The sequence below is a fragment of the Emticicia sp. genome (genome assembly GCF_043780375.1).
Taxonomy (GTDB): domain Bacteria; phylum Bacteroidota; class Bacteroidia; order Cytophagales; family Spirosomataceae; genus Emticicia.
Map to the genome: position 1 here is coordinate 1 of NZ_JAYWCU010000062.1, position 3769 is coordinate 3769.

3 protein-coding genes are annotated in these 3769 nt (G+C 37.9%); all 3 read left to right on the plus strand.

Annotation, left to right across the window (positions count from 1 at the left end; all coding sequences use genetic code 11):
* A partial coding sequence (locus tag ACH2CJ_RS04420) for an IMP dehydrogenase (RefSeq protein ID WP_394991016.1) occupies window positions 1-1025 on the plus strand: 1025 nt, incomplete at its 5' end.
* Window positions 1026-1081: 56 nt separating this feature from the next.
* Window positions 1082-2077 (plus strand): SDR family NAD(P)-dependent oxidoreductase, encoded by a 996-nt coding sequence (locus ACH2CJ_RS04425; RefSeq protein ID WP_394991017.1) that lies wholly within the window; start codon window positions 1082-1084, stop codon window positions 2075-2077.
* A 222-nt stretch (window positions 2078-2299) separates the two neighbouring features.
* Window positions 2300-3712 carry a tetratricopeptide repeat protein gene (locus ACH2CJ_RS04430; protein WP_394991018.1) on the plus strand — a complete coding sequence of 471 codons (1413 nt, stop codon included), beginning with the start codon at window positions 2300-2302 and terminating at the stop codon, window positions 3710-3712.
* Window positions 3713-3769: the final 57 nt, after the last annotated feature.

The following is a 3769-nucleotide window of genomic DNA, read 5'->3' on the forward strand; positions in this document are numbered from 1 at the left end:
ATTCTGTGCCAGTTGTTGATATTATGACAAAAGATAACCTGATTGTAGGCAAAGAAGGCTCAGGACTTGCGGAAGCAGAGGATATTTTGAAAAATTACAAAATTGAAAAATTACCTATTGTAGATAAAGATTATAAAATCATCGGTTTGATTACCTACCGAGATATTATTAAGAAAAAAGACAGACCAAATGCCGCTAAAGATAGTTTAGGTCGCCTAATTGTTGGTGCTGCTGTTGGCGTTACACCAGATATTGAAGCCCGAGTTGCTGCCCTTATCAAGGCAGGAGTTGATGTTGTAAGCATTGATACAGCACACGGACACTCGAAAGGTGTAATAGATACCTTGAAGCAAATAAAAGCTGCTTTTCCTAAAATTGATGTAATTGTAGGAAATATTGCCACCGAAGAAGCCGCCATCGCCCTTGCTATTGCAGGTGCTGATGCTATAAAAGTAGGTGTTGGGCCAGGAAGTATTTGTACAACTCGTATTATAGCAGGAATCGGGATGCCTCAACTCTCTGCCGTAGCCGATGCCGCCAAAGGTGCCGCCAAATATGGTGTGCCAATTATTGCTGATGGTGGCATTCGTTTTTCGGGCGATATTGCCAAAGCCATTGCCGCAGGTGCGAGTACCGTCATGCTTGGTTCGCTATTGGCAGGAACAGAGGAAGCTCCTGGCGAAATGGTGATTTATGAAGGGCGAAAATTTAAAACATATCGAGGCATGGGTTCGGTAGAAGCAATGGAAGATGGCTCGAAAGACCGCTATTTTCAAGATGCCGAAGACGATATTAAAAAACTTGTTCCTGAAGGAATTGTGGGTCGTGTGCCGTTCAAAGGACGTGCCGCAGAAGTATTATATCAGATGGTTGGTGGACTAAAAGCAGGCATGGGCTATTGCGGAGCTGCCGATATTGCGGCACTTCAACAAGCAAAATTTGTAAAAATAACAGCATCGGGTATTAAAGAAAGCCATCCGCATGATATTCAGATTATGCGTGAAGCACCTAATTATTCGAGATAAAAAACGCTATAATTAAACCTGTAAGGTCATTTCAGACCATACAGGTTTTTACGCCAATGAAACGTATTCTCATCACAGGAGCAAATGGCTTAGTTGGTAGCCGAACGGCTCGAAGGTTTGCCGAGGCAAATTTCGAGGTGCTTGCTTTGTGCCGTTCGGGAAGCGATTTGTCTTTATTAGAGGAAATTTCATCAAAAATAACAATAATCAAAGGAGATATTCTTGACATTGTTTCCTTGGGGAAAATTATTGAAAACGATATTGATTTTGTCGTTCACACCGCCGCTGTTGTTTCTTATTCTCCTAAAGACAGAGATAATATGTATAAAGTAAATGTGGAAGGCACAGCCAATGTGGTAAACATTTGCTTAGACAAACAGATAAAAAAACTTTGTTACGTAAGTTCTATTGCAGCATTGGGAAAACCCAACGCTTCTACCGAACATACTTTAGGTGGAATTATAGACGAAAATCAAAAATGGGAAGATTCGCCACTGAATTCTCATTATGCCAAGTCCAAATATCAAGGTGAATTGGAAGTTTGGAGAGGGCAAGCCGAAGGACTAAATACTGTAATTGTGAATCCGTCGGTAATTTTGGGTGAGGGCGATTGGAATAAAAGTAGTACGCAATTGTTTAAATATGTTTATGACGAACATAAATTTTATACCGAAGGAAATCTCAATTATGTAGATGTAAAAGATGTTGTTGAAGCAATTTTTCAACTGACAGTTTCAGAAATACAAAATGAGCGATTTATTTTGAGTGCTGACGCTGTAACATACCGATATTTTTTTTTGAAAGTTGCAAAAACCTTTAACAAAAATCCACCCACAAAATCAATTTCCCCAGTTTTAATCGAATTTTTATGGCGATTGGAAGCAATTAGGTCTTTTTTTACAAATAAATCGCCTTTAATCACAAAAGAAACGGCCAAAAATTCTCGCACGAAATTTGCTTATAAAAACGAAAAGATTCGTCAAGCACTCGGATTTGAGTTTACAAACTTTGAAGAAACTATTCTTAGGGTTTGTACTTTTCTGACTAAGTAAAAATACTCCAAATTTTTATTTTGATAAAACTATTGACATTTAATAAAAAGTAATTATCTTGAATCGTATTTTGTGTTAGTATTAGCTCTTAGCGGTTGGCAATTAGTTATAAAAAGTGCCTTTTTTTGCTTTTTGTACTAAAAAATCAGTGCCTAATACTATAAAAATAAATACACCGTGCAGTCCTGTGGTTGGACTGACTAACCTTTGAGTAGAATCTACATGCAACACGAATTCAGTGACAGGTTCGAAAACTTCGACGATGCTGATGTAAAAGCTTCGGCCGAACGTTTTGAGGAAATGCTCAAAAGTAAAGAGACGATATTCTTCGATGAAGAAACGTATGAGCAATTGTCGGAATACTATCTGCTCAAAAGCAAGTGGGATATGGCAATGAAAGCGTGTCGAATTGGCTTGCAACAATATCCTTATTCGCTCGAACTTCTCTTGGATAAAGTGCAATTACATGCCAATTACGAACAGTTTGACGAAGCAATGGAAGTGCTCGATAAAGCGGCAACGTTTAACCCTTCGGATAATGAGATAACCTATATGAGAGGCGTTATTAGCAATCTCATGGGTAACTATGAAGAAGCAGTCGAACACCTAAGAGAATCATTATTGTTATCAGACGAGAAAGAAACGGTCTATTTTCAGCTGGCTCAAACATACCAAAATTGGCAAAAATTTGACGAAGCTGCTCATTTCTACAAAAAAGCAATTCGTTATAAATTTCATGAAGAAATAGCTTTTTATGAATTAGTTTTTTGCTTAGAACAAGCTAATAAATTAGACGAAAACCTATCTTATTTTAAGGAATTAGTCGATAATGACCCCTATTCGCACTTTGCTTGGTTTGCTCTGGGTATGATGCACAGTCGCTTAGGCAAGCATGAAGATGCCGCTTTTGCTTATGATTATGCAGTTACTGTAAAAGAAGATTTTGCATCGGGCTGGTTCAATCTTGCACATGCGTACATGAATCTTAATAATTTTATTGATGCTAAAGAGTGTTATGCTAATGTACTAAAGCACGAAGCCCCAACGGCAGAAGTTTATACACATTTGGGGGCATCTTGCGAAAAATTAGAACAATACGACGAAGCATACAAGCATTACCGAGAAGCAACTGTTATAGACGAAACTTGGGACGAAGCATGGTTTGGCATGGGTTCGGCAATGTATGAGCAAGAGCGTTGGTTTGAAGGTATTCATTTTACCCAAAAAGCAATAAAACTAAATGAATCTAATGCTGATTATTGGCTTTTATTGGGAGATACAGAATCTAAGTTAGGCAATTTTTTATCAAGCAATGAAGCATATAGCCAAGCTATTGCTATTGACCCTAAAAACCCCGATATTTGGTTGAATTGGTCTTTATTGTATTTTGAGCAGAGCGAATATGATAAAGCTTTCGAGATTGTTTATGATGGAATAACCGAAATGCCCGACGACCCAGATTTGTTTTATCGTGCAGCTGCCTATCTAATTTTTGACGGAAGCTATAATGAAGCCTATCAATATTTAGAAACTGGTTTGATGCTTAACTTCGATTCGCACGTACAAATTTTTGATTTTTTCCCGAATTTAGATACACAAAAAGCTCTTCACAGAATCATTGAACAATATAAATAGATTGTTTAAACCATATTAAGGCAAAGGGCGAGAATTTTTCTCGCCCTTTGCCTTTTC